This window comes from Tardiphaga sp. 285_C5_N1_2 (genome assembly GCF_052076065.1).
Taxonomy (GTDB): domain Bacteria; phylum Pseudomonadota; class Alphaproteobacteria; order Rhizobiales; family Xanthobacteraceae; genus Tardiphaga; species Tardiphaga robiniae.
On sequence record NZ_CP197241.1, the window covers coordinates 3,738,339 to 3,756,896 of the forward strand.

The window sequence follows — 18,558 nt, forward strand, 5'->3', positions numbered from 1 at the left end:
ACAGTTGCTTAAAGCGCATTCGTGTCACGGCCAGATGGCAGGGTCGCCATTTGCCGTGCGCATTCCGCGAATCTCTGGGATCGCGCACTTGTTCTCCGGACACAGACGTGAATCAGCAAGCTGCGCAGATACGCAACTCGCTATCGCAGGACTGCTATCGGAGGACTGCTATCGCAGGAGATAAGTGATAGGATAAAAGTCTAGATGCGGGTAACGACGCACGCGACCGGGCTATACTTGGCCCGATACAACAGCGCGTGCTCGCGAATGCCATCCAGCCATACGCCACGGCCAGCATAGCGATATCCCTCACCCATCGGGATCAGGCGAACAGGCATTGCACGGTGCGGGGTCAGGTACAGATGGCCGGTGACGATATCACCCGGAAAGGTCACACGGCCGGAGGTCAGCTTGTAGACCGCCCCATTCTGACAATCGACGGAGAAGGCAGCGCCTGGAAGCAGGCCTTCGGCATGCGAGACAGTTGCACCGGAAGCCATTCCGGCAGCCACCAACAAACCCAACAGCGTGTGCTTGAAGCGCATCTCAATCCCCTCGTCGACCTCACCCTGGCGCATTAAGAGCCCAAGATGCACGGAAGTACAAGATCGCGAAGCGCATAAAACATCGATATCAGGCCGATTGTCGACGTTGTGTTGTCGAACTATCTCAGAGCGCCAGCGGCAAGGAAGAGCCCCCGCCGAAGCCGTCCACCTCGGCCGCGGGCAACATGTCGGTCTCGCTCTCATGATGCGGACGCGCGGCATAGGGCGCGGCGAACAGGCTGACGCCTTTGTGGTCGATAGCGAAAAGCGGCATGAAATGCGGCAGATCACGTGTTTCCGACAGTCGGGAGTAGCGATTGTCGAGAACCAGCCAGCGGCCATCGACACGGACGGTCAGCACCGCATGGTCCTGGCGCACCGCCATGTCGCGCACCAGCATCATCTTGATATCGGCCTCCGGCACGCCCGTTGCGACGAGCATGGCGAATTTGGCGATCGCATAATCTTCGCAATCACCGATGCCCGCAGACAGCGTCTCAAGCGGCGAACTCCACAGATCGGCGACGCCGTGCTGCTGATAGTCTCCGACATAGCGGATCGCATAGTTGACGTCGCGATTGATCGCCTCGACGCGTGTGCGCAGACCCAACTCGGCGGCAGAACGCGTGACGGCGACAAACTTGCGCGCGCCGGCGGCGCAGTTCTCGCTATCAGCCTTGCAATCCTCGATCGATTTCAAGTCGGCGCGCATACGCTCTTCCACACCGCGCCATTTCGTCCATAGCAACCCTTCAGGCGCGCGGAACGTGAACAGGCCGAACGGCTCCTCGCTGGTGGCAGGCAGGATCGCGGCCGGAGACGGCGCATCGCTGATCACCTTGGCATCTGATCCCTGCGACGCGTCCAAGGATGCGAGTTCGATATTGCCGGGCTTTGCACGGTTCTCGCTGTCACGCTTGGCCAGCACCTGATTGATCGTGAAGAACCGAACCGGCGGCGCGGTCATGCCCGCGATCACCGATTCCATCACGGGGCGCTCAAGCACCGTCTTCTTCGCGCGTGACTTTGCAAATGCTCCATCGCAAGCGCTGACGCTTACAACACCGGCGAGCACGAACCCCAGCGCACGCGGGAATGCCCGCGTCTGATCGATACGCAACATGACTGACGCCCCGTTGTCCGGAGCATCGGCCGACGTCATTGCGTCGATCCCCGTCCGGATCTTGTGGCATCAGGGATAAATCGGGGGCTGCTTCGGGCCGGTTAAAACACGTCAACCTGGGCTTGTATGTCGTTGAACGCGCTCAATCGCCTACCAACGCATTCGCTCGAATTTTAGCGAAGCCTGCGTTTTAAGAGTTCGTTGACTCTGACGGGCTGGGAGCAAGGTAACATACGGAGCAGCGGAGATGCTCCGTAGCGCTATCAGCGTTCGCGAAACGCCTCGTCACGCAGCATGCGCGCAGGCTTCACGAGATAATCCAGCACCGACTTCTTGCCGGTCAGGACTTCCACTGTCGCCACCATGCCGGGAATGATCGGCAGCGGCTGCTCGGCAGTGCCGAGGTGGTTCTTTTCGGTGCGCACCATGACGCGGTAGAACGTCTCGCCGCGCTCATTCTTGTCACCCTTCTCGTCGGTGATGGTATCGGCGCTGATACGTTCGACCCGGCCGTGAAGCGATCCATAGACCGAAGAGTCGTAGGCGCTGAGCTTCACCACCGCCTCATGGTCCGGACGGATGAAGGCGATGTCCTGCGGACGAATGCGCCCCTCGACCAGCAGCGTATCCTCAAGTGGCACGATCTCCATCACGCTGGCGCCTGGTGCAACGACCGCACCAATGGTGGTGACGTTAAGTCTGTTAACGATGCCGTAGACCGGCGACCGCAGTTCGGTGCGCCGAACGCGATCCTGCGCGGACTTGATGTTTTCGTCGAGGACCGCGAGATCGCCGCGCGATTTCGCGAGATCATCTTCCGCCGTAGAACGAAATGCCGTGGTGATATTCAAAAGCCGCGACTGCGCTTCCTTCACGGCGGCCTCGGTCTTGACCATGGTTGCCTGCACTACCGCGAGCTGGCCGCGCATGTCGGTGGCCTGTCGGTCGGACCGCAGCATCTCGATCTCGGGAACGACCTTCTGCTCATAGAGCCGGCGCGTCAGCAAGGTTTCGCGGGTCAGCAGCGTCAGCGTCTCGGAGAAGCGGGTTTCCGACGCACGGAGCTCGTCGATTTCCTTTTTTTTCTGCCACTCCTGCTGGGCAATCACGTCGATGTCCTGCGCAAGCTTGCGCATATGGGCGTCGAACACGCTGCGTTCGGTCTGAACCGCACGCGGTGCAAGCTTCGTGAGATCTTCCGGAAACTCGACGCTGGTCTTGCCGAAAGTCTCTGCCTCCAGTCGGATCACGCGGGCAGCCATGGCACCGCGCCGCTCGCGGATTTCGCCAAACTGCGCCGCGAAGTTGGTATCTTCGATGCGCGCCAGCGGCTGATCCTTTCTGACGATGGCGCCTTCCTGAATCAGCAATTCGCTGATGATGCCGCCTTCAAGCGATTGCACCACCTGGGTCTGGCGCGACGGCACCACCTTGCCATTGCCGCGCTTCACTTCATCCAGCACGGCGAAGTGTGCCCAAAGCAGGAACACGACGAGCAGACCGGTGACGGTCATCAACAACATCCGCGCCGTCCGCGGCGTGCGCATTTCCATGGCCGCACGAACGTCGTTCGAAAATGCGAAATCAGACTGCGACATTGATCGGCCTCCCCGCGGCTTGAGGAGCCTGCGGCTGCGGACGCAAGCGCGTCAGGATCTGATCGGCGGGACCGTCGGCGACGATCTTGCCGTTGTCGAACACGAGAATGCGATCGACCAGCGACAGGAGCGACGGACGATGCGTCGAAACGATAATGGACATCTCACCCTTGGCGAGTGTCTTGAGGCGATCGAGGAATTCACCTTCACTGCGCACATCGAAATGCGCCGTGGGTTCGTCGAGAAACAACACGCGCGGCTTGCGGATCAGCACACGTGCGAGGCCGATCGCCTGCTTCTGGCCGCCCGACAGGCTACGGCCGCCTTCGGCAACCATCATATCGTAGCCCTGCGGATGACCGGCGATGAAGGTCTCGACGCCGGACAGCCGTGCAGCCGCGAGCACTTCCTCATCGGTCGCATCGGGACGGCCAAGCGTGATGTTGTCGCGCAGCTTGCCATAGAACAGATCGGTGTCCTGCAGCACGAAACCGATGCCGGCGCGCAGGTCCGCCGGGTCGTATTGCCGGATATCGATGCCGTCGATCAGGATGCTGCCTTCGCTCGGCGGATAGAACGCCGTCGCCAGACGGCCGACTGTGGTCTTGCCTGAGCCGACCCGGCCGATGATGCCGATCTTCTCGCCAGGCTTCACGTGGAAAGAGATGCCGTCGAGGGCTTTGGCCGGGCTGTTCGGATAGGAAAAGCTGACATTGCGGAATTCGATGCTGCCCTTGGTGATCTCGCGGGCCACGAAGATTTTTTCCGGCGGCCGCTCGCGCTCCGTCGCCATCAGGCGATCGATCGACCGCAGGGCCGACATGGTTTGCGTCGCGCGCGTCATCACGGCCGCGATGCCCGCGATGGGACCGAGAATGCGGCCCGACAACATATTGGCCGCAACCAGCGCACCGACCGACAGCTTGCCGTCAAGAATGAGGAACACACCGACCACGACCAGCAACAGGCTGCACAACTGCGTCGCCACGCTCGCACTGGTCATCGCCAGCGACGACCAGAACTGCACACCTTCGCTTGAACGTGCCGTCGCTGCAACGGAACGTTCCCACACTGTCTGTACGCGGCTTTCGCCGGCGACAGCGCGAACGGTCTCGATACCGTTCAGCGACTCGATGAGGATGCCGTGACGTGCGGCCGATTCCGCCTGCAGACGCTTCATCGCACGATCGAGCGGCCGCTGGATCAAGAGGCCGACGAGGATCATGACGGGCAGCATCGCGAGCGGGATCCAGGCCAGCGGCCCGGCAATCACGAACAGCACCGCAATGAAGATGATCGCGAATATCATATCGGTCGCCGACACGACCGTGCCCGATGTGAAGAATTCGCGCACCGAGTCGAAGTCGCGCATCTGATTGGCGAGAATGCCGACCGAGGGCGGACGCTTGTCCATCTTCAGCGCCATCACATGTTCGAAGATGTTCGACGCCAGCACCACGTCGATCTTCTTGCCGGTCATGTCGATGATGCGGCTGCGGACCACCTTGAGCAGGAAGTCGAAAGCGATCGCCAGCGACAGACCGATACCAAGTGCGACCAGCGACGGGATCGCGCCATTCGGGATGACGCGGTCATACACGCTCATGGTGAACAGCGGCGCGGCGAGCGCCAGCATGTTGACGATGAAAGCTGCAATGGCGACATGGCTGTAGTTAGAGCCGAACCGGCTGACGACCGACCAGAACCAGTGCGCCTTCGGCAAATCGCCGGCGGCGACAGCGCGCGGATCGCTGACGGACGCGGGACGGACGAAATAGACGAAGCCGGCATATTTCTCTTCGACGGCTTCGATCCGCTCCATGGCGATTGCACCGTCACCGACGGGGGTTGCCAGTGTCAGACGGCCACTCGCCAGATCGATGCCGCGCAGAATCCGCGTCGAACCATCGTGAAACAGAAGCACAGCAGGCAGGACCAGCGCAGGGATATCCTTGAGCGGTCGCTCGTTCAGTTCGGCCTCGAGGCCCGCCCGCTGCGCCGCGCGCTCATACAGAGCCGTTGTCAGCACGCCGCGCTCGACCGGGAGACCGGCAAGCAGCGCACTGCGGCTGACAGCTCTGCCGTGGTGAGCGGCGAGATAAAGCAGGCTGTCCGTTAACGGATCAGCATGCTGATGCTCGACCTCCGCTACGGGCGCAGCCGGCAGGTCCATTGCAATATCGAACTGGGGTGAGCGAATGTTCAATGCAGCCTCGGAAATTCCAGGCGCCTTGTATGACCCGTGCGCGGATCTACTGGCCTTACAAAATATGACTTGCCAGCTTTACAGGCGATCCTTGCGGAGCGCCTGTACTATTTCGCGGTTCAGACGAATTGCTGAACTTACGGTAAACCCGACCGCGGATTATAAATCCGCGTGCTTAATTGGTTAACGGCGCCCCGCAGAAGCATCGGCCGACACGCTGCCCTGCCCGACCTGGCCCGATGTCACGAACAATGCGTTGGCGTTCGACAGATCTTGCGAGGCCCAGCGATCACCGAACAGCACGGCTTTCGGTTCCAGCGCCGGGGCGAAAGGCGAATTCCAGGTCTGGAAGGGCAAAACCGTATTGAGCGGTTCGGATCCCGGCTCCGGCGCCGTCAGCAGGATCGGCGGCAGGCGATACGGGATCAGGCCGGATGCGCGGCTCTCGATCGGCTCAGACTCCGGCGGCTTGCCGGTCTTCAGATAGGACAGCAGCTGTCCCATGGCCGCCAGCAACTGATAGTCGGCGAACACGGTGACGCCGCGTGCGGACACCAGCGAGACGTTGGCGTTGAAGTACTGGTTCTGCGAGTTCAGCAGATCAATCAGCGTGCGCTGGCCGAGCTCGTATTCCTTGTTGTAGGCCACGAAAGTACGACGCGCGGCTTCAACTTCACGCACCAGCGCTGCAGCACGCTCCGTCGTGATCGTGCGCGCAGCCCATGCCTTGTCGAGCGACTCCAGCGCATCGCGCTGCAGGCGTGCATGGCGCTGCTGCTGCTCAATCATGCGTTCGCCAGCTTCGGCGCGCTTCCACGCATCCTGACCGCCGCGGAAGATATCCCAGCTCACAACAACCTTGCCGCTGACTTCGTCGCGGTTGCCCGGATAGGTGATCGAGTCCTTGCCGCGCAGCGCGCGGCCTTCCAGGGCGACGTTCGGAACGAATGCGCCGGCGGTCGAGTCGAAAGCACGCTTGGCCGCATCGACATCTGCACCAGCGGCGCGGATCGTCGGATTGTACTTGAAGGCGACGTCAAGCGACTCGTTCTTGGTTGCCGGCATATCCGGCAAGCGACCGGGGAAACGCACATTGAACGGCTCAAGACCGACGGTCTTGCGATACTTGGCGCGCGCAAAATCGAGGCTGAGGCGGAAATCCGACAACACGGCTTCTGCTGCAGCCACCCGCTCTTCCGCCTGCTGGGTATCGCCCTCACCGGCGCGACCGCCAGCGAAACGCGCACGGACGTTGGCGCGCAGTTCGAGATGAACCTTGAGATTTTGTTCGGCCAACGCGACCAGACGCAAATAGCGCGTCACATCGACATAGGCTTCTGCCGCATCGAGCGCGATCAGTTCGGTCCGTTCAAGCACCCGGAACGCAGCAGCATCGACGCGCGCAGCCTGACGCCAGATGTCGTTGATCGACGCAAAGCCGTCGAACACCAGCTGGCGCACCGTTACCGACGCCTCGCTGCCGTTGACATAGGAGCCATTGCCGGCCGGCGCAGGAACGATTGCCCGGTTCAACATCTCGGGACCGGTATTCGCCTGCAGCCTGATCTGAGGCAGCAAAGTACCTTGGCTCTGGCGAAGTTCCGCTTCGGTGGCGCGGCGATTGGCAGACGCCTCGCCGACACCTGGGTTCGTCTTTACCGCCTGATTGATGGCGTCAAGAATGAAAAATGGTTCGGCTGCATGAGCGAACTTGCCGCTCGATCCCAGCAATACAACTACAAGGAAAATCTTTGCGATCTGCTTCATGGATTGAGCGCTAACAAGAAACGGAACTTGCCGCAATCCGAAAGCCACATTTTGGATCGAAAACTGACTCATTGTTGCAAGAATGCATTACCTCGTCCGGAGGCGGCACGGTCCGCTTATCCGTCACGGCGCTGTCATTTTCGTCTCTGATTTCAGGCATTTATCAATACCTAACAACAGGTTAATACGATTTCGTGAGTGGCAGAACCGGCCCCAGGACAACGAATGCGCGTTGGCCGGACCAGCGCGCGCCCAATTGTGGCAATCATCGCTATTTCGTAAAATGGAAAAAGATACGACATGAAGGGATCGTGGTAGCCCCTCACCGGCACCAATTCAGGCGAATGCACGCTGTGGGTGCATCGATTCGGGCGAGTATCGCCCGGCGCCCGCTAGCTCCGCTTGTAGTCATCCTCGATGCGAACGATGTCGTCCTCGCCAAGGTAGCTGCCCGTCTGCACCTCAATCAGCTCGAGCGGAATTTTACCAGGGTTTTCCAGACGGTGCGTGGCACCGAGCGGGATGTAGATCGACTCGTTCTCGTGGACGGTCTTGTTCTGATCGTTGATCGTCACCTTCGCGGTACCACGCACAACGATCCAGTGCTCGGAGCGATGGTGGTGCATTTGGAGTGACAGCCGCTCTCCGGCTTTCACCACAAGGCGCTTGACCTGATAGCGCTCGCCATCCTCAAGGGCCTGCACGGATCCCCATGGGCGATGCACCTTGAGATGATTCTCGGTGACCTGCGGCGCCGTGACCTTCAGCTTCGCCACAAGCCGTTTCAAGCCGTTGGCATCCTTCTGACGGGAGACCAGCACGGCGTCGTGCGTCGCCACCACCACGAGATCGTCGACGCCCTCCAGCGCCACCACCGGACCATCGCTGGCCACGTTGCAGTTGCGCGAGTCCTCGAACACCGCCACCCCCTGCGCGGCATTGCCCTGCGCATCCTTGTCAGACAGCTCCCACACTGCGAGCCACGAGCCGACATCCGACCAGCCGCAGGACACCGGCACCACGGCCGCCTTCCTCGTCTTCTCCATTACGGCATAGTCGACAGAGATCGATTTTGCCTTCCCGAAAGCGTCCGCATCGAGCGTAAAGAAGCCGAGATCGCGGCCGGCCTTCGCCACAGCGCTGGTGATGGTCTCGACACTATCGGCGTCGACACCACGATATTCATCGAGCAGCATCCCCGCCCGAAACATGAAGTTGCCGCTGTTCCAGAGATAGCCGGCCTCAATATAACCGGTTGCCGTCTGCAGGTCCGGCTTCTCGACGAATTTGGCGACACTCTTCACCTCGCCGGAAAGCACCTGGCCTGGTGAAATATAGCCGTATTCGGTGGCCGGACGCTCCGGTTGCACGCCGAACGTCACGATGTGCCCGGCATCGGCAACCACCAGACCAGCCCGGCACGCCGCCACGAAAGCCGGCACGTCGCGCACCACGTGATCAGCCGCAAGTGCAAGCACGACCGCATCCTCATCGCGGGTTTGGGCGAACGCGGCACCGGCGGCAATGGCCGGGCCTGAATCGCGCCGCGCCGGCTCGAGCAGAATGTCTGCATCGAGCCCGATCTCGGCGAGTTGTTCGCGCACCATGAACCGATAGGCGGCACTGGTGATGACAATGGGACGATCGAACAAGCCAGTATCGGATACACGAATCACGGTGTCCTGAAAGGTCGAGCGCGGTCCGAACAATGGCAGAAATTGCTTCGGGCGCCCCTCACGCGACGACGGCCACAGGCGCGTACCGGCACCGCCACACATGATCAGGGGAATAATGCGCTTGCTCATCAGTCGCTCTCAACCCTTCGCGTTCAGATTACCGTAGTGGCTGCGATACCACGTCACGAATTGCCGAATCCCCTCCTCGATCGAGGTATCCGGTTTGAAGCCGACGTCACGCATCAGATCGTCCACATCGGCAAAAGTCTCAGGCACATCGCCCGGCTGCATCGGCAGCATCGTCTTGATCGCCTCAAGCCCCAGTTCCTTCTCAAGAACCGAGACCACATGCAAAAGGTCCTCTGGCTTGTGGTTACCGACGTTGTAGATTCGCGCTGGCGCCTCGTCCTCGCTACCCGTCGGCACATGATCAATCAGCCGCCCGATAGCACCGACAACGTCGTCGACATAGGTGAAGTCGCGTCGCATGTTGCCGTGATTGAAGAGCTTGATCGGCTGCTTGTCGAGAATCGCCTTGGTAAACAGGAAGATCGCCATATCCGGCCGACCCCAGGGACCATAGACGGTGAAGAAACGCAGCCCGGTGGTCGGCAGGCGATAGAGATGGCTGTAGGAATGCGCCATCAACTCGTTGGCCTTCTTCGTCGCGGCATAAAGGCTGATCGGATTGTCTACCCTGTCGCTGACGGAAAACGGTTTCTTCTTGTTGGCGCCATAGACCGACGATGACGACGCATAAAGCAGATGTTCACAGCCATTGTGCCGGCATCCTTCGAGGATATTGAGAAAACCCTCGAGATTGGCATCGGCATAGGCGTGCGGCTGATCGATGGAATAGCGCACACCCGCCTGCGCAGCGAGATGAATGACAACAGGGAATTTGTATTCGCCAAACAGCGCCGAGATCGCGGGACGATCTGCCAGATTCGCTCTCACAAAGGTAAAGCGAGGCTGGCCCTCCAGCAGCTTCAGCCGCGCCTCCTTCAGCGCCGGATCGTAATAGCTGTTGACGCTATCGAGACCAACGACCGTTCGGCCTTCGGCCAGCAACTGCCGCGTCACGTGGAAACCGATGAAGCCGGCAGCACCGGTGACAAGGATGGGTTGTTCAGACATCGTGTCCCCAGACATTCGCCAGAAATCGCCATGTTGCATGACGATCCGTGTCGCATTCCATTAGCCATCCAGGCGATGATGTTGCAACACTTCGGCATCGCAGCATCCGATTGCGTCAGAAGCGCGGCCTTCGCCGCTAGCTATGCCATGAAAACAGGGTAAGAAGAGCCGCCGTGCATAACTCAGAACTATTTGTCTCATTGCGACCCAAATCTTCCCCGCAACGCATGTCTTTCCTGCGATCAATGTCATCCCGATGTCGTCATTCGAATTGATTACAACCTTCGTCGCTCTGGTTGTAGCCGCCGTTCTGTCCGCGGTTTGCATCAACGCTATTCATCCGCTGCTCATCCGCTATGCAATGGCGCGACCGAATGCCCGATCGTCCCACAAAGTGCCGACGCCGCAAGGCGCCGGCATCGCGGTGATATCAGTCACACTGCTGGTGGCCGGGCTCTCCGTTGCAGTTCTTCCCGCCTCAGCGACACCGGCACTGTGGGTGCTGTTCGGTGCAACGATCCTGATCGCGACCATCGGCGCGATTGATGATCTGCGTCCGATTTCCGTGACGCCGCGACTGCTGCTGCAAGCCGTGAGTATCGCTGCGATCCTGTTTGCCCTGCCCCCGACACTGCAGATCACACCGGACCTGCCTCTCTGGATCGAACGCGGCTTGCTGCTGCTGGCCGCACTCTGGTTCGTCAATCTCGTGAATTTCATGGATGGGCTCGACTGGATCACAGTGGCCGAAGTGATTCCGATCACCGCAGCGCTGGTGCTGATCGGCTTCTCCGGGCAACTGCCGTTATCGACGGCGTTCATTGCCGCTGCGCTCTGCGGCGCCACACTCGGCTTCGCGCCGTTCAATCGGCCCGTTGCGAAGATGTTTCTGGGCGACGTCGGCAGCCTCCCCATCGGGCTGTTGCTGGCTTGGTGCTTCCTGCAACTCGCCTATGCGCACCATCTGGCTGCCGCCATCCTGCTGCCGCTGTATTACCTTGCCGATGCGACCATCACCCTGCTGCGGCGGTTGACAAAACGCGAACCGGTATGGCTGGCGCATCGCTCGCACTTCTATCAGCGCGCGACGGACAATGGCTTCACCGTGATCGAGGTGGTGCGAACGGTGTTCGTACTCAATATCGGGCTGGCGGCCCTGGCCGGGTTGTCGATCTATTTCCGCTCAGGCGTCGCCGACACAGCTCTGCTTGTCCTTGGCAGCGTCGCCGTCGCCACGGCATTGCGGGCATTCTCGACGCCGCGCCGCTGACGCAGACTCACTGTGCCGCCGCCCGATATTCCGGCACCGCATCCTTCAGCGTCGCCACAGCGACCTCGTGTTGATCCGCCTCAATGGCTTTCCGCAAGATCGCAAGCCAGCTGTTCAGCGTCTCCAACGGCAGTTCGTTCGGGCGGGCAGCGACGATGCCGGCAATACCGATCTCGCTGGTTGGCTCCTGCTCGGCGAACAATATCTCGTTGAGCCGCTCGCCCGGTCGGACACCGGTGAACACGATATCGATATCGTAGCCGGGCTGAAGACCGGACAGCCGGATCATGCGGTCGGCGAGATCGACGATCTTCACCGGTTGCCCCATGCTGAGCACATAGACCGATGCGTCGGCATGCTGCGCATTCATCGCATGGGTTGCAGCGGTGACGACTAGATCGCAGGCCTCGCGGATGGTCATGAAGTAGCGCACCATATCGGGATGCGTCACCGTCACCGGCCCACCGGCTTCGATCTGCGCCTTGAACTTCGGCACGACGGACCCATTCGACGCCAGAACATTACCGAACCGCACCGAGATTAGCCGCATGGGTGATTTGGCGTCACTGCCGCTGATGGCGTCGCCATCGAGCGCCTGGCAATACATCTCGGCAAAACGCTTGGTGAGGCCGAGCATCGACACCGGCTCGATTGCCTTGTCGGTCGAGATCATCACCATCGCATCAGCGCCCGATGCGAGCGCCGCATCGGCGACATTCACAGAACCGAAGATGTTGGTCTTGACACCCTCGCCCCAGTCACGCTCCAGGATCGGCACATGTTTCAGCGCGGCTGCGTGAAACACCGCATCCGGCTTGAAGGCGATCATCAGTTGATGAATGCGCTCGCGGTCCCTGACATCGGCGATGCGGCCCTCGATCGCTGCGCTGGTGACTTTGGCCGCCAGCTTTTCCATAGCCGCATGAAGCGCCGGCTCCGAATTCTCGATAATGAGCAGCCGTGCCGCGCCGAAGGTGATGACGCGGTCGCAGATCTCGTAGCCGATCGAGCCGCCACCGCCGGTCACGACGATCGCCTTGCCGCGCACGAAATTCTCCAGTCGGGCATAGTCGATCTTGACGCTCGGCCGCAGCAACAGATCCTCGACTGCCACCGGCGCCAATTGCGGCGTATCGCGGCTTTCCTCGAGCGACGGAATCCGGCTAACCGTCAGCCCGAGCTTGCGCGCACGCATCAATACCGACTCGGGCAACGCCTCTGCTTCAAACGCCGACGGCGTCATCACGATCCGTTCGATCGGGCGTTGCCGCGTGCTGAAGTCATCAACGACATTACCGAGATCATCGATGCCGCCCAGGACCGGCACACCTCGGATCGCCTGTCCGCGGTCGGACATCGCCGGCGACAAGATACCAACCGGCCACATGCGCTTGACGGCACCACTCTCAATGCCGCGCAAGAACACCTCGGCATCGGCCGCACGACCGATCAGCAGTGCCGGTGACGCATCCATCGCGCGCGCCTGATTGCGCGTACGTGTATAACGGAAATAGCGATAGGCCAGTCGCGATCCGCTCAGAAAGAAGATCTGGATGAACCAGTAGATAATGATCGTTGTCTTGCCGAGGAAGAACGTGCCGTACACGTTCGGCGCCAGGAAGATGTAGTCGAGCACCAGAAGTGCGCCCGTCAACACCGTGGATGCCTTGATGATATTCAGCAAATCGGGCAGCGAAATGAAGCGCCACTTCGTCGTCGTCAGATTGAACAGGTAACAGACGAAAAAGCTGAAGACGACGAAATACGGCAGGATCTTCAGGAGCAGCGGCAGCCGATCCCACAGATTTTCGCCATCGAAACGCAGCACGAAGCTGAGAACGACCGCGGCCGCCGTGACGATGGCGTCATGCGTCGCAATCAGCCAGTTACGGGCAGAAAACTGTGTGATGCGTGTCATGACTGTCCGCTGCGCGCGCGCTCGACCAGCGACGTCGTGCTGTGGCCTTGGAGGATATCGATCAGGATCACCTCTCCGCCGTTGGCGGCGACAACCTCATGGCCAACCACCTGCTCTCGCGTGTAATCGCCGCCTTTGACCAGCGTCGCCGGCGCGATCTGCGTAATCAGGTTCAGTGGGGTATCCTCTTCGAAAATCACGACCAGATCGACCGCCTCCAGCGCCGCAAGCACTTCTGCGCGAGCGCGTTCGTCCTGCACCGGGCGCCCCTCGCCCTTCAGACGCTTCACCGACGCGTCGCTGTTGAGGCCGACGATCAGGCGATCGCAAGTCGCGCGCGCAGCCGTCAGAACCTTTACATGACCGGGATGCAGGATATCGAAACAGCCATTGGTGAAACCGATCCGCAACTGCTGTTTGCGCCAGTCGGCCAGTTGCGCATTGAGCTCAGTCGATGCCACGATTTTCTCTTCAGCGGCCAGAAATGCATGCGGCAAAATCCGGCGACGCAGTTCGGACGGTGTGACCACCGCCGTCCCCTTCTTGCTGACAGCGACCGCTGCTGCGGCAGTTGCCGCGCGCAATGCCGCTTCCCAGTCAGCTCCGGCCGCGAGCGCTACAGCCAGCATCGCCGCCACCGTGTCGCCGGCACCCGAGACGTCGCGCACCTTGACCGGCAGCGCTGGCACATGGATGGGCTCGCCATCGCGCGGCACCAGCGTCATGCCATGCTCGCTCTGGGTCACCAGCATCGCGGCGCAGTCCGCCAGAATCATCGCTTCCTGCGCGGCGGTCGCGATGTTGATGTCGCTGTCTGCACGGCTACGCGTTGCCTCGGCGAATTCCTTGCGGTTCGGCGTCAGCAAGGTCGCGCCGCGATAAATCGCAAAATTTGCACTCTTGGGATCGACGATGACGCGCTTGCCGAGCTTCTTCGCCGCGTCGATGACGTTGCGGATCACCCGCGCGGTCAGCACGCCCTTGGCGTAGTCGGACAGCAGTACGATGTCGACACGCGCGAGTTGCGGCAAAATTGTATCGATCAATTGCTTCTCGATGGCGGCGGACGCGGGCGCAGCCAGTTCCCAGTCGGCGCGCAGCATATGCGTCGCGAAATGCTCGGACACGAAGCGCACCTTGCGCGTCGTCGGGCGCGATGAATCCGTGACCAGCAATGCTTCGATCAGAGGCTCCTGCGCGAGCGCATTCTTGAGCGTTGCACCGGCATCGTCCTCACCGACCAGACCGACAAAGATGCATTTCGCGCCGAGGGCTGCAATATTACGTGCGACATTGCCGGCGCCGCCAATATTGATCTCGCTGCGCTGGACCGCGATGACCGGCGCAGGCGCTTCCGGCGAAATCCGCGACACCTCGCCATAGACGAATTCGTCGATCATCAGATCGCCGACGCAGAGCACTGTCTGGTCGGCAATCGCGTGCGACAGGGCGTCGAAATCAAACATCACACCGGTACCTGTTGTGCCGTCAACGGAAGCGATCGGGCTGGTCGAGGAAGCCCCTCACATAATGCGAGACCGCATCTTCCAATGTTGTAAAACCGCCGTTGTAGCCGGCGCCGCGCAACCGATCGACTTCGCTCTGCGTGAAGTACTGATAGCTGCCGCGAATCTGCTCGGGCATGTCGATATAGTCGATGTTCGGCCTGGTGCCGAGTGCAGTGTAGGCAGCCAGCATCAGATCCTTGAAGCTGCGCGCGGTTCCCGTCCCGACATTGAAGATGCCGCTGACACAGGGCGACGCCAGCAGCCACATCATCACGCGAACGACGTCCTCGACATAGATGAAGTCGCGGCGCTGATCGCCGTCCGCAATGCCCTCGCGATGCGACTTGAACAGCTGAATACCGCGGCCGGCCTTGATGTCGTCGAAGCGCCGCGCCAGCACGCTCATCATCGAGCCCTTGTGATACTCGTTCGGCCCGAACACGTTGAAGAACTTCAGACCGGCCCATTGCGGCGGCATCTTCTCGCCCTTGGCGACGCGCTCGGCGACGGCGAGGTCGAACAGGTGCTTGCTCCATCCGTAGAGATTCATCGGCCGCAGTTTCTTGAGTTCCGGAACGGTCTGCTCGTCGCGAAAGCCCTGCGCACCATCGCCATAGGTCGAAGCGGACGATGCATAGATCAGCGGCGTCGCATTGGCCGTGCACCAGTCCAGCAGGCGCATCGAGAGGCGGAAATTAGTCTCGATCACAAGATCACCGTCGGTCGCGGTGGTTTCCGAAATCGCGCCGAGATGAATGACCGCATCGAGCTTGCGGCCCTTCAGCCAGTCCATCAGTTCGGTTGGCGGCACCACATCCGCAAGTTGCCGCTTGGCGAGATTACGCCATTTTCCATCATGGCCGAGCACATCGCAGACGGCCACGTCCGCGCGGCCGGCGTCGTTCAACGCGGCCACGACATTCGATCCGATAAAACCGGCCCCTCCGGTCACAAGCAGCATGAAGTCCCCGATCTCATGATTGACCCACCTTTGCCTCAACCCTGCCCCACAGGCAACTTGGGCAACGGGATGTTCGTCGTCGCCATGGGGACATGGTTGGAAACATCCCAAATGGCTTTACCTGTCCGAATGGAGCGGGTACCGACGTGAGCCGGATATAGCCCGCGGCAGAACAGCGAAGTCCTTGAAAGAATGAACGTAAATTCCCCATACCAGGGCGTGATGGTCGATCCGGACGATACCCGGCCGATCCTGATCGTGCCCTATATGTGGATCGGTGATTTCGTCCGGGGTCATACGGTCGTCCGGGTCCTGAAGGAGCGCTGGCCGAACCGGCCGGTCGATTTGCTGGTGACCAAACTGGTCGCCCCGCTGGTCGACTACATGCCGGGCGTGCGCTCAGGCATCGTCTGGGACCTGCCCCGCAGCCAGCTTGCGCTCGCCAAACAATGGGAACTGGCCGCCACCCTGCGCGCTCGGAACTACGGTACCGCGCTGGTGATGCCGCGGACCTGGAAATCGGCTCTGGCACCCGCTCTGGCCGGCATCCCGGAGCGCATCGGCTTTGTCGGCGAGGCGCGCTTCGGCCTGATCAATCAGTGGCGCTGGGGCGAAAAGAAGCTGCCGCGCATGATCGACAAGAAATGCGCGCTGGCGCTGCCGGACGGCACGCCGCTGCCGCCGGAATGGCCGGTGCCCCAGTTCCGCGTGCCCGCCGACGAGATCGCGCGCTGGCGGCAGGCCAATGGGCTTGGAACCGGTCCGGCGGTCGCGCTCGGTCCCGGCTCGGTCGGTTCCTCCAAGCGGTGGACCTATTATGCCGAGGCGGCAAAACTGCTGGTCGAGCGCGGGCTGGACGTCTGGGTCATCGGCGGCCCGGGCGAGAAGGACCTCGCCAATGAGATCATTGCTGCCGCTGGTCCCCGCGCGCGCGATCTTACCACCAACGACCTGCGCAATGGCGTGATCGGCATGGCCGCCGCCAATGTCGCCGTGGCCAATGATTCCGGCCTGATGCATATCGCGGCGGCTGTCGGCACGCCGACCGTCGGCATTTTCGGACCGACCAGCCCACAGCTTTGGGGACCGCTCAATCCGCTGGCGGCAACCGTGCAGACCAAGACCATCGTTCCGTGCCAGCCGTGTCACAGACCGGTCTGCACCATGAACAACCATGCCTGCATGCGGGACATTCCGGCCGACGATGTCGCCGAGATTATCCAGAGCGTGATGGCCGAGGCGTCCAACAGAAGCGCGCAGATATGACGACCACGCAAGCAAAGCCCGCAGCGTTTCTCGATCGCGACGGCGTCATCAATTACGACGACGGCTATATGGGCACATCCGATCGCATCCGCTGGATGCCGAACGCGGCCAAGGCTATTCGCCGGCTCAACGATGCCGGCTATTTCGTCTTCCTGTTTTCCAACCAGTCCGGCGTCGCACGCGGTTATTTCACCGAAGACGAACTCAATACACTGTTTAAGTGGATGCGTTCCGAACTCGCCGCACAAGGCGCCCGCATCGATGACGTCCGCTATTGCCCGCACCATCCGGCCGGATCAGTTGCGGGCTATCTGGAAGATCATCACTGGCGCAAGCCGAGCCCGGGCATGATCCTCGATCTGATGCAGCACTGGCCTGTGCAACGCAAAGGCAGTTTTGCCATCGGCGACCGCGATACGGATATCGAAGCGGCCAAGGCCGCGCATCTACCCGGCTTCCTGTTTGCCGGCGGTGACTTGGACGCGTTCGTTGCGGATATCCTGCAGGGTCAGAGCAGCCTGCGATAAACTTCCGCGATTCCGCGCGCTTCTACATCGAGGCTGAATTTGTCGAGCACACGCTGGCGTGCACGTTCACCCATGGCTGCAGCGGCATCGGGATCGCGCATCAGCGGCTCCAATGCCAGCGTGAGTGCCACTGCATCGCCGGTTGGCACGAGCTTGCCGGTCACGCCTTCCTCGACCACGATCTCCGCGGCGCCCGCACGCGTTGCGACCAGCGCGGCCCCCGCCGACATCGCCTCGATCAGCGTCAGACCGAAGCCTTCATTGCGCGAAGTGAAAGCGTAGATCGTCAGGCGTTGATACCATCGCTCGACCTCTTCGATCGGCAACTCGCCGGTGATAACGATGCGCGACTGCAGACCGGCATCGGCGATCTTCTTCTTGAGGTCATTGGCAAAGCCGATCTGGTCCGGCGTGATTGCGCCGACGATGACGGCGATGAAATCGGGATAGCGCGGCAACAACTCGCACATCGCCTCGACAAACAGATCGGTGCCCTTCTGCGCGCGCACGCGGCCGAAGCAGCCGATTGCATAGCGCCCCGGTAGCTTCGCCTCGGCAAACGCCGCTCGGCGATCGATGGGCGGCGCGTAGCGGTCGGTATCCACACCATGCGTCACCACCGTCGCAGACCGTTTCAGATATGACGCGGAAATGTCGCTGGTCGCGATGATGGCATCCATCCGGCTGATCAGCCAGCGTGTGATCCAGGTATGACGGCGCTGCGCTGCCGAGGTGAAGAGCAGTTTCATCGGCCACCCGAGCGCCTTGAGCAGAACGCCGGCAATCATCTCGTTGTTGCGCCGCGCGTGCCAAATCACAGGCTTGCGGCGCAGCCACAATTTCACGAGATCGCCGATATCCATGCGCGCAATGCCGGCGGGCGCGTCGGATCCAAGCCAAGCCGCGTCGAACATGTCTGCGAGTTTCGGCGCCACCATGCGGTTGGTCGCCGTCACACCGGAGTAGCGCCAGTGCAGATTCGTGACGATCAGCTGCAGTTTATCGGCCGTTTTGCCCGCAATCGGCACAGGTGTCTCCATTTCGCCCGATTTCCTA

At 61.1% G+C, this 18,558-nt stretch carries 14 protein-coding genes; 3 read left to right on the forward strand and 11 right to left on the reverse strand.

Annotated elements, in window-relative coordinates; genetic code table 11:
• Nucleotides 1–200: 200 nt before the first annotated feature.
• The 7 genes from AB7951_RS17790 to AB7951_RS17820 form a co-directional block, all read right to left on the reverse strand.
• Nucleotides 201–545, reverse strand: coding sequence for a hypothetical protein (locus tag AB7951_RS17790; protein ID WP_089268234.1), 345 nt, complete (start codon nucleotides 543–545; stop codon nucleotides 201–203).
• A 124-nt stretch (nucleotides 546–669) separates the two neighbouring features.
• Nucleotides 670–1,707, reverse strand: a complete 1,038-nt coding sequence (locus AB7951_RS17795; RefSeq protein WP_439066367.1) for a transglutaminase-like cysteine peptidase — start codon at nucleotides 1,705–1,707, stop codon at nucleotides 670–672.
• A 224-nt stretch (nucleotides 1,708–1,931) separates the two neighbouring features.
• On the reverse strand, nucleotides 1,932–3,266 hold the full coding sequence (locus AB7951_RS17800; RefSeq protein WP_116660556.1) for an HlyD family type I secretion periplasmic adaptor subunit: 1,335 nt from the start codon (nucleotides 3,264–3,266) through the stop codon (nucleotides 1,932–1,934).
• Nucleotides 3,253–5,439 (reverse strand): type I secretion system permease/ATPase, encoded by a 2,187-nt coding sequence (locus AB7951_RS17805; RefSeq protein WP_439066366.1) that lies wholly within the window; start codon nucleotides 5,437–5,439, stop codon nucleotides 3,253–3,255. The genes AB7951_RS17800 and AB7951_RS17805 overlap by 14 nt, the downstream gene beginning before the upstream one ends.
• A 216-nt stretch (nucleotides 5,440–5,655) precedes the next feature.
• Nucleotides 5,656–7,239, reverse strand: coding sequence for a TolC family outer membrane protein (locus AB7951_RS17810; protein ID WP_093761952.1), 1,584 nt, complete (start codon nucleotides 7,237–7,239; stop codon nucleotides 5,656–5,658).
• Between the two features lie 392 nt (nucleotides 7,240–7,631).
• Nucleotides 7,632–9,044 carry a mannose-1-phosphate guanylyltransferase/mannose-6-phosphate isomerase gene (locus AB7951_RS17815; protein WP_439066365.1) on the reverse strand — a complete coding sequence of 471 codons (1,413 nt, stop codon included), beginning with the start codon at nucleotides 9,042–9,044 and terminating at the stop codon, nucleotides 7,632–7,634.
• A gap of 9 nt (nucleotides 9,045–9,053) precedes the next feature.
• Nucleotides 9,054–10,052, reverse strand: a complete 999-nt coding sequence (locus AB7951_RS17820) for an NAD-dependent epimerase (protein ID WP_439068185.1) — start codon at nucleotides 10,050–10,052, stop codon at nucleotides 9,054–9,056.
• A 256-nt stretch (nucleotides 10,053–10,308) separates the two neighbouring features.
• Here AB7951_RS17820 and AB7951_RS17825 point away from each other — a divergent pair, with 256 nt between their 5' ends.
• Complete coding sequence (locus tag AB7951_RS17825) at nucleotides 10,309–11,322, forward strand: MraY family glycosyltransferase (RefSeq protein ID WP_439068184.1); 1,014 nt, start codon at nucleotides 10,309–10,311, stop codon at nucleotides 11,320–11,322.
• 7 nt (nucleotides 11,323–11,329) lie between these two features.
• On the opposite strand, the gene AB7951_RS17830 is transcribed toward AB7951_RS17825, so the two are convergent.
• Genes AB7951_RS17830 through rfaD form a run of 3 tightly spaced genes read right to left on the reverse strand, consistent with a single transcriptional unit; the run spans nucleotide 11,330 to nucleotide 15,709 of the window.
• Nucleotides 11,330–13,240 (reverse strand): SDR family NAD(P)-dependent oxidoreductase, encoded by a 1,911-nt coding sequence (locus AB7951_RS17830; RefSeq protein ID WP_439068183.1) that lies wholly within the window; start codon nucleotides 13,238–13,240, stop codon nucleotides 11,330–11,332.
• A complete protein-coding gene (gene rfaE1, locus AB7951_RS17835) occupies nucleotides 13,237–14,706 on the reverse strand; it encodes a D-glycero-beta-D-manno-heptose-7-phosphate kinase (protein WP_439068182.1) in 1,470 nt (489 codons plus the stop codon). Before rfaE1 ends, AB7951_RS17830 begins: the two co-directional genes overlap by 4 nt.
• Before the next feature lie 22 nt (nucleotides 14,707–14,728).
• Nucleotides 14,729–15,709, reverse strand: coding sequence for an ADP-glyceromanno-heptose 6-epimerase (gene rfaD, locus AB7951_RS17840; protein WP_439068181.1), 981 nt, complete (start codon nucleotides 15,707–15,709; stop codon nucleotides 14,729–14,731).
• 192 nt (nucleotides 15,710–15,901) lie between these two features.
• On the opposite strand from rfaD, the gene waaF reads away from it, so the two are divergent.
• Together waaF and AB7951_RS17850 are read left to right on the forward strand one after the other, a co-directional pair.
• The gene (gene waaF / locus AB7951_RS17845; RefSeq protein WP_439068180.1) at nucleotides 15,902–16,975 is read left to right on the forward strand and encodes a lipopolysaccharide heptosyltransferase II; all 1,074 of its coding nucleotides are present in this window, start codon (nucleotides 15,902–15,904) and stop codon (nucleotides 16,973–16,975) included.
• A complete protein-coding gene (locus AB7951_RS17850; RefSeq protein WP_439068179.1) occupies nucleotides 16,972–17,502 on the forward strand; it encodes an HAD family hydrolase in 531 nt (176 codons plus the stop codon). The genes waaF and AB7951_RS17850 overlap by 4 nt, the downstream gene beginning before the upstream one ends.
• On the opposite strand, the gene AB7951_RS17855 is transcribed toward AB7951_RS17850, so the two are convergent.
• Nucleotides 17,484–18,542 carry a glycosyltransferase family 4 protein gene (locus tag AB7951_RS17855; RefSeq protein WP_439068178.1) on the reverse strand — a complete coding sequence of 353 codons (1,059 nt, stop codon included), beginning with the start codon at nucleotides 18,540–18,542 and terminating at the stop codon, nucleotides 17,484–17,486. The genes AB7951_RS17850 and AB7951_RS17855 overlap by 19 nt on opposite strands.
• Nucleotides 18,543–18,558 lie beyond the last annotated feature (16 nt).

Excerpts from the sequence above, each read along its gene's own strand:
- AB7951_RS17855 (WP_439068178.1), bottom strand. The coding sequence starts at position 18,542 with ATGGAGACACCTGTGCCGATTGCGGGCAAAACGGCCGATAAACTGCAG.
- rfaD (WP_439068181.1), bottom strand. The coding sequence starts at position 15,709 with ATGCTGCTTGTGACCGGAGGGGCCGGTTTTATCGGATCGAATGTCGTG.
- AB7951_RS17820 (WP_439068185.1), bottom strand. The coding sequence starts at position 10,052 with ATGTCTGAACAACCCATCCTTGTCACCGGTGCTGCCGGCTTCATCGGT.
- AB7951_RS17850 (WP_439068179.1), top strand. The coding sequence starts at position 16,972 with ATGACGACCACGCAAGCAAAGCCCGCAGCGTTTCTCGATCGCGACGGC.
- AB7951_RS17805 (WP_439066366.1), bottom strand. The coding sequence starts at position 5,439 with ATGGACCTGCCGGCTGCGCCCGTAGCGGAGGTCGAGCATCAGCATGCT.
- rfaE1 (WP_439068182.1), bottom strand. The coding sequence starts at position 14,706 with ATGTTTGATTTCGACGCCCTGTCGCACGCGATTGCCGACCAGACAGTG.
- AB7951_RS17810 (WP_093761952.1), bottom strand. The coding sequence starts at position 7,239 with ATGAAGCAGATCGCAAAGATTTTCCTTGTAGTTGTATTGCTGGGATCG.
- AB7951_RS17795 (WP_439066367.1), bottom strand. The coding sequence starts at position 1,707 with ATGACGTCGGCCGATGCTCCGGACAACGGGGCGTCAGTCATGTTGCGT.
- AB7951_RS17825 (WP_439068184.1), top strand. The coding sequence starts at position 10,309 with ATGTCGTCATTCGAATTGATTACAACCTTCGTCGCTCTGGTTGTAGCC.
- AB7951_RS17815 (WP_439066365.1), bottom strand. The coding sequence starts at position 9,044 with ATGAGCAAGCGCATTATTCCCCTGATCATGTGTGGCGGTGCCGGTACG.
- AB7951_RS17800 (WP_116660556.1), bottom strand. The coding sequence starts at position 3,266 with ATGTCGCAGTCTGATTTCGCATTTTCGAACGACGTTCGTGCGGCCATG.
- waaF (WP_439068180.1), top strand. The coding sequence starts at position 15,902 with ATGAACGTAAATTCCCCATACCAGGGCGTGATGGTCGATCCGGACGAT.
- AB7951_RS17790 (WP_089268234.1), bottom strand. The coding sequence starts at position 545 with ATGCGCTTCAAGCACACGCTGTTGGGTTTGTTGGTGGCTGCCGGAATG.
- AB7951_RS17830 (WP_439068183.1), bottom strand. The coding sequence starts at position 13,240 with ATGACACGCATCACACAGTTTTCTGCCCGTAACTGGCTGATTGCGACG.